At 32.2% G+C, this 6,204-nt stretch carries 7 protein-coding genes and 1 pseudogene; 3 read left to right on the top strand and 5 right to left on the bottom strand.

Annotated elements, in window-relative coordinates; translation table 11 throughout:
* Nucleotides 1-350 (top strand): SPASM domain-containing protein (locus tag EZH24_RS05975; protein ID WP_137998228.1); only part of this gene is annotated, 350 nt, incomplete at its 5' end.
* Nucleotides 351-436: 86 nt separating this feature from the next.
* Here EZH24_RS05975 and EZH24_RS15385 read toward each other — a convergent pair.
* From EZH24_RS15385 to EZH24_RS05960, 3 genes and pseudogenes are all read right to left on the bottom strand, one after another.
* A complete protein-coding gene (locus EZH24_RS15385; protein WP_137998229.1) occupies nucleotides 437-1,180 on the bottom strand; it encodes a glucosamine-6-phosphate deaminase in 744 nt (247 codons plus the stop codon).
* A 207-nt stretch (nucleotides 1,181-1,387) separates the two neighbouring features.
* Nucleotides 1,388-2,503, bottom strand: a pseudogene (locus EZH24_RS15380) (mannitol-1-phosphate 5-dehydrogenase); the annotation flags it as partial.
* Nucleotides 2,504-2,514: 11 nt separating this feature from the next.
* Complete coding sequence (locus EZH24_RS05960) at nucleotides 2,515-3,942, bottom strand: PTS mannitol transporter subunit IIBC (protein ID WP_137998227.1); 1,428 nt, start codon at nucleotides 3,940-3,942, stop codon at nucleotides 2,515-2,517.
* A 90-nt stretch (nucleotides 3,943-4,032) separates the two neighbouring features.
* Here EZH24_RS05960 and EZH24_RS05955 point away from each other — a divergent pair, with 90 nt between their 5' ends.
* Both EZH24_RS05955 and EZH24_RS05950 read left to right on the top strand, forming a co-directional pair.
* Nucleotides 4,033-4,686 carry an HAD family hydrolase gene (locus tag EZH24_RS05955; RefSeq protein ID WP_137998226.1) on the top strand — a complete coding sequence of 218 codons (654 nt, stop codon included), beginning with the start codon at nucleotides 4,033-4,035 and terminating at the stop codon, nucleotides 4,684-4,686.
* Between the two features lie 78 nt (nucleotides 4,687-4,764).
* Nucleotides 4,765-5,091, top strand: a complete 327-nt coding sequence (locus EZH24_RS05950) for a cupin domain-containing protein (protein ID WP_137998225.1) — start codon at nucleotides 4,765-4,767, stop codon at nucleotides 5,089-5,091.
* A gap of 1 nt (nucleotide 5,092) precedes the next feature.
* On the opposite strand, the gene EZH24_RS05945 is transcribed toward EZH24_RS05950, so the two are convergent.
* Nucleotides 5,093-5,905, bottom strand: a complete 813-nt coding sequence (locus tag EZH24_RS05945) for a RecB family exonuclease (RefSeq protein WP_137998224.1) — start codon at nucleotides 5,903-5,905, stop codon at nucleotides 5,093-5,095.
* 29 nt (nucleotides 5,906-5,934) lie between these two features.
* Entirely contained in the window at nucleotides 5,935-6,159 is a 225-nt protein-coding gene (locus EZH24_RS05940; RefSeq protein WP_236847088.1) for an ankyrin repeat domain-containing protein, read from the bottom strand.
* Nucleotides 6,160-6,204: the final 45 nt, after the last annotated feature.

Raw genomic sequence — 6,204 nt, 5'->3', positions numbered from 1 at the left:
ATGTTTCGGATAGAGATTTATGCGGCGCTTGTGTTACGAGTTGTTGCATGGATGCGAAAGGCAATGTATATCCTTGCACTGGATGGAATTATGATTGCGGGAATTTAAATGAAACTTCTTTAAAAGACATTTGGGAAAAATCGCCTCGAATGTTATATATTCGCTCTCTCAAAAGGAAAGACTTTAATAAATGCATCGATTGTAAAGATATAGATTATTGTTTTATGTGTATGGCAAAGAATGCCAATGAAAGTAAAACGGGCAATCCTTTAGAAATAAATAATCACTTCTGCGATGTCGCTCATATAAATAGGCAAGTCGTGGAAAATTGGCGAGAGAAAAATTTATAAATTAATCTCTAATGGCAAAATTTTTACTAACGAATTCATAAAGTTTTTATCTTTATTGATTAAAGACTCGGTTTTTATTTTACGATTTACTTTTTACTATTTTTATAACCTATCGCTTTCGCTATTTCTTCGTCAATAACTACGGTAACATCGTTATGCAACTTTAAAAAAGTCACGGGACATTTTGTGGTTATTTTATCGTTCAAAAGCAATTCTTTAATCGCTGACGCTTTATTTTTGCCAATAGCCGCTATAACGATTTTTTTCGCTTTCAATATTCCGCCCATTCCCATGCTGAAAGCCTCTTTAGGAACTTGTTTTTCCGATTTGAAATATCTTGAATTCGCTTTTATAGTTTTAGCGTCAAGTTTTACGCATAAAGCGTTGGCATGCAAAGTGTCGCTCGGCTCGTTAAAAGCTATATGTCCGTTCGGTCCCACGCCCAATAATTGCAAATCTCTCGGAAATTTATTTATTTTATCGTTAAACTCTTTAAGATTTTTTTCTTTATCTCCGATTCCTTTCGGCACAAAAGTATTTCTCTTTTCTATATTCACATGCTCGAAAAGATTTTTGTCCATAAAATATCTGTAGCTCTGTTCGTTTTTTCCGTCAAGCCCTTTATATTCGTCCAAATTTATAGTTTTTACTTTCTTAAAATCTATTTCTTTCTTTTCGTAGGATTTTATTAAATGAGGATAAACGACTTCGGCAGTTCCGCCAGTGGCGAGTCCCAAAACGGCGTCTTTTTTTACTTTCAATAAATTAATTATTTCCGCCGCAACTTTCATTCCCACTTTATTTCCGTCTTTCGCAATTATAACTTTCATTTTCTTTTGCTCCTTTTTTTCATTATTAATTTTTGTTTTATTCTTTTTATTTTCATTTGGTTTTTCTTTAATTTTTTCGTTTAATTTTTTGTCTTCCGCTTCCTTATTTTCGCTTGTTTCGTTAGTTTCTTCAATTTTTACATTTTCAATTTGTTCGATTTGACTCGACTCCGCTGGTTTTAAAAGATTAAATATTTCTTCATACAATTCTTTTTCTTTCTCATTATTTATATTTAATCCCGTAATCTTTAAAATAGCGTTTTCAAGTTTATCGCTTTCAAGAATTTTTTTCAATTCTACGCTTTCGGTATCTTCTGGAGTATAAAATTTAAATGCCGCCGCTACTCCTTTAAGCAAATTATCATGTTTCAAATCGTATTCTAAAGTTCCGAGTATAGGTTTTATCAATCTGTCGTTATAAGAAAGTTTGCGCATTGGCTCTCTTCCAACTCTAAAAACGGAATCTTTCAAATAAGGATTGAAGAATCTGCTTAATATTTTTTGAATATAAACTTCATGTTCAAACCTGCTAAATCCATGCCTTCTTATCAAAACCTCTCCGCTTTCTTCCATGGCACCATATGCTATATTTTTAATTTCGCTGTCGTTTATCGCTTCAAAAACCGTTTCTTTATTATTTTCCGCTCCTAAATATGCCGTAATTGCATGTCCCGTATTCAAAGTGAATAGTTTTCTTTCAATATACGCGTTCAAATTTTCTTTTAACGATAAACCTTCAACATGCGGCAAATCTCCTATAAATGCCGCTCTATCGATTATTAAATCTGCAAAATTTTCGCAAGTAACGGTTAAAGGGTCTTCGTTTGCTATAGTCGGAACAATGCAGTCAATCGCTACATTTGGAAATACTATTTTTTTCTCGTTTTCAATCCATTCTTTTATATCGCTTTCAAGCAAATTATAGACGCTTTCTTTTAACTTTGAAGACGCTCCCGTAGTATTTTCGCAAGCCATTATATTTAGCGGATTATTATTTTGATTTTCGTATCTACTATTTATTATATTTACGATAAAAGGAGCTATTTTTGGAAGTATATTCACTCCAACCGCCGTAGTTATAATGTCTATTTCGCTTGCCAATTTTTTAATTTCTTCGCTTTCTTCTGGGACTTTGTCGACATTATCTATTTTTATAGTTTCGTCAAAATCTTTTCCAACCATTCTAACATTATATTCTTTTCTATCATGTATCATAGAAATAAGCTCAAGATTAACATCCGAAAAATATATTTCATAGCCCGCTTGATGAAATAATCTTCCAATACAGGCTCTTCCTATATTGCCCGCTCCAATTTGTATCATTTTTTTAGTCATTATTTATTCTCCTTTATTTTTTCCAAGACTTCGTTATAAAAATTTTTGTCCATAAAATTATTTATGCTTAAATGGACTTTATGAGGCATTTTTTCTTTTGCCAAAGCCGTTAATGATTTTTGAGTTATTATTATATCGGCGCTGTCGTCCAAATTGGATATTGCCGAGTTGACTATCGTTATATTTTCCATTCCTTTTTCATGCGCCAACTTTTTAAGCATAGTCGCTCCCATTGCGCTCGAACCCATACCCGCGTCGCAAGCCACAACGATTTTATTTATTTTAATTTTATTTTTTAACGCTTCTTCAAAACTAATTTCGTTTGTTTGAGATTGAGTTTCTTCTTTGATTTCCGCATTATTGGAGTTTAAATTTTTATTCGACTTACTTTTTTCAATGGCTTCTTCCAAATTTCCTTCGGCTTTAGATTTTCTCACAAATATCGAAGCGAGTAAAAAAGTCACAACCGCAGAAATTAATACGCTTCCTATTGTGGCTATAAAACCGCCTTTTGGAGTAACGGCAAGCATAGCGATTATAGAACCTGGCGAAGGCACTGCCGTCAAACCTCCGTTTAATATTAAAGTCGTTAATATTCCGCTCATTCCTCCGATTATCAAAGCCACAATCAAGATTGGATTCATTAAAATATAAGGAAAATATATTTCATGAATTCCGCCGAAGAAATGGATTATAGCCGCTCCTGGCGCGGTCGCTTTTGAACCTCCTTTGCCGAATATCGAATATGCGAGAAGCACTCCGAGTCCCGGTCCAGGGTTAGTTTCTATCGTAAAGAATATTGATTTTCCAGCTTCGGTAACTTGCTGTATTCCGATTGGAGAAAACACTCCATGATTTATGGCGTTATTTAAGAAAAATACTTTAGCTGGTTCTACTATTATTGAAACCAAAGGAAGCAATCTTAAATCCACTAATTTTTGCACTCCGCCAGATAAAACATTACTCACGCTTTCTACGGCTGGTCCTATCAAATATAACGATATTATAGCTAAAATCATTCCCAAAATGCCTGCCGAGAAATTATTTATTAGCATTTCAAATCCTGTCGGAATTTTAGGGCTTATGATTTCGTCTAATTTCTTTATTAAAAAAGCTCCCAAAGGTCCCGTTATCATCGCTCCCAAAAACATAGGTATACTCGAACCGACTATGACTCCAGCGGCCATTATTGAACCGACTACGCCTCCTCTATGTCCGTAAACCATATTTCCGCCCGAATAAGCTATAAGAATAGGCAGCAAATATGTTAGCATTGGATTTACAAGTTGCGCCAAAGTCTCGTTTGGAAACCAACCCGTAGGTATAAAAAATGCCGTTATAAGTCCCCAAGCTATGAAAGCGCCTATATTGGGCTGAACCATATTGCTTAAATATCTTCCGAATTTTTGTATCTTATCAAGATTCATAAAATAACCTCTTGAAATTTAATTTATTATAATTATAATACCATATTTATTAATTATTATCAAATAAATAAATAAGATATTGGATTAATTATGAATAAAATAAAATTGGAAGCGGCGATATTCGATTTTGACGGCACATTAGTAGACAGCGAAACTCTTTATACAAAATCTTTGATTGCGACTGCAAATAAAATGAATGTTCTTCAAGATGTCGATTTTGAATCTATGGCGGGCTATCAAACTCAAGATATGTATAATATTTTAATTAAGAGTCATTATGTTCCCGATAATTTTTTTGACGAAACGGCGGATTATTTTCACAAAATCATAGAAACCGATTTGGAAACTTTTGACGGAGTTATGGAAACTCTCGAAAGATTAAAAAATATAAATATCGTCATAGCTTCGAATAGCGATATTGATTATGTAAAAAATATATCCGACAAAAAAGGTTTTTCAAAATATATTAAAGATTATTCATGTCATAATGAAAAATTAAAAGCGAAACCCGAGCCAGATTTATTTTTGAACGCTTTTGAAACTTTAAAAAAATTAAATAAAAACCTTAAAAAAGAAAATGTTTTAATATTCGAAGATAGTTTGGCTGGAGTAGAAGGAGCGAAAAAAACGGGAATAAAAATTGCGGCGATAACCAATAGCTATAACAAAGAAGAATTACTAAAAAAAGGAGCGGATATAATTCTTAATAAAATAGACGAAATATTCGATTATATAGAAATTTAAAAATTATTGAATAAACGCTTTCATTAAATTAAATTTTATAGGTTTATAAGCCGAAATTCATATATAATGAGGGCGAAAATGACCGAGCAAAAATATTATTATAAATCGACTACAAAAAAAGAGTTCAATTGTATAAAGGACGATGAAAAACTTATAGAAACTTTAGCCGATAAAGGTTATACGGTTTATTCCGTTAGGCAAAAAACTAATCAATTAATTCCCTATCACGAGCATCCGACTGAAGAAATGGTAATCGTTCTTACGGGAAAAGTTAGATATTCTGTGGAAGAAGAAATTGTCGATGTGAACGAAGGCGAAATTATAAGAGTAAAACCTCACTCGGTTCATTCTATGGTTGGAATGGCGGAAGAAGGCATATCGAATCTGTTATTGGTTTTTATTTAAGCTATTTAAATAATTTTTCGTTTTCAATATTGATATTATTGTTATCGTCAGAATTATTTTCAGTTTCATGGCATAATTTATAGAAATCGCAAAAATTACAATGAGTTCCAAATTTTCTTTCAAAAGTTTTATCGTATCTTATATCGTTAATTATTTCGTCAAACCATTCTCTCAAATAATTCGCAGATTCTTGATTAAATTCAACGGTATCGAATTTATCTTCGGCAAAATAATAATAAGACGCGCTTGTGACATTCGATTTCAAACTGTTTAAAAGATAAGCGTAAAATTTTAGCTGCATAGTTTTTCTTGCTCGCTCTTCGTTATCTTCTCCGACATCGTAATATTTGTTAGTTTTATAATCCACGATTTGTAAAGTTCCGTCCGCCGATAAATCTATTCTATCGACTCTTCCGAAAAAGATATAATCTTTAAAAATATTTTCCATATAATGTTCGGTTAAGTAAGGGACTTTTTGCCCGAAAGAATTATAAAAATTGGAAAGCATATATAATCCTTTTTCTCCCAATTCTTTTTCTTCTTCTCTCGATTTGAAAAACGCTCTTATTCCGCTTCTTTTCCAAGATTCTCTGAATATATTATAAAGATTTTCTATCGAACGGTCTTCCGCTCTCTTTTGGTAGAATTCTTTACAAGTCAAATGAATAATATTTCCAAAAATAAAATATTCGTTTACTTTTCTTTTTTGTTTTTTGAAAAGTTTTTCTATGTAAATATATCTGTATTTTTTCGGGCAGAGTAAATAAGTTCCCATACTGTATTCGCTGAATTTCTGTAATTTTTTCGTTTCCATAAATTATAAAATATTTAATTAAAAATCAATTATTCGGATTTTGCATATTTATTTAGTAAAGCTTGTATATCCGTATCCGAAGCAATATCTATCGGTTTATTTTCGTCTAAATTTTTTATATCGGCGTTTGCTTTATTGTTAATAAGGAGTTCAACCGCTTTATAACTGTCGGAAGCCACCGCAAAATGCAACGCAGTCCATCCGTCATCGTCTTGAGCGTCAATATTCGCTCCAAATTTTAGAAGTAAATTCATAATTGAAATCAAATTTTAGAAGTAAATTCGTAATTGAAATTTGAT

The organism is Brachyspira catarrhinii, from assembly GCF_005518285.1.
GTDB lineage: Bacteria > Spirochaetota > Brachyspiria > Brachyspirales > Brachyspiraceae > Brachyspira > Brachyspira catarrhinii.
Note: the sequence above shows the minus strand (reverse complement) of the source record. Positions and strands in the feature narration are given on the sequence as shown.

What these genes read in the sequence shown, in the direction of transcription:
- EZH24_RS15385 (WP_137998229.1), bottom strand. Translation starts at nt 1,180, where the DNA reads ATGAAAGTTATAATTGCGAAAGACGGAAATAAAGTGGGAATGAAAGTT.
- EZH24_RS05960 (WP_137998227.1), bottom strand. Translation starts at nt 3,942, where the DNA reads ATGAATCTTGATAAGATACAAAAATTCGGAAGATATTTAAGCAATATG.
- EZH24_RS05955 (WP_137998226.1), top strand. Translation starts at nt 4,033, where the DNA reads ATGAATAAAATAAAATTGGAAGCGGCGATATTCGATTTTGACGGCACA.
- EZH24_RS05950 (WP_137998225.1), top strand. Translation starts at nt 4,765, where the DNA reads ATGACCGAGCAAAAATATTATTATAAATCGACTACAAAAAAAGAGTTC.
- EZH24_RS05945 (WP_137998224.1), bottom strand. Translation starts at nt 5,905, where the DNA reads ATGGAAACGAAAAAATTACAGAAATTCAGCGAATACAGTATGGGAACT.
- EZH24_RS05940 (WP_236847088.1), bottom strand. Translation starts at nt 6,159, where the DNA reads ATGAATTTACTTCTAAAATTTGGAGCGAATATTGACGCTCAAGACGAT.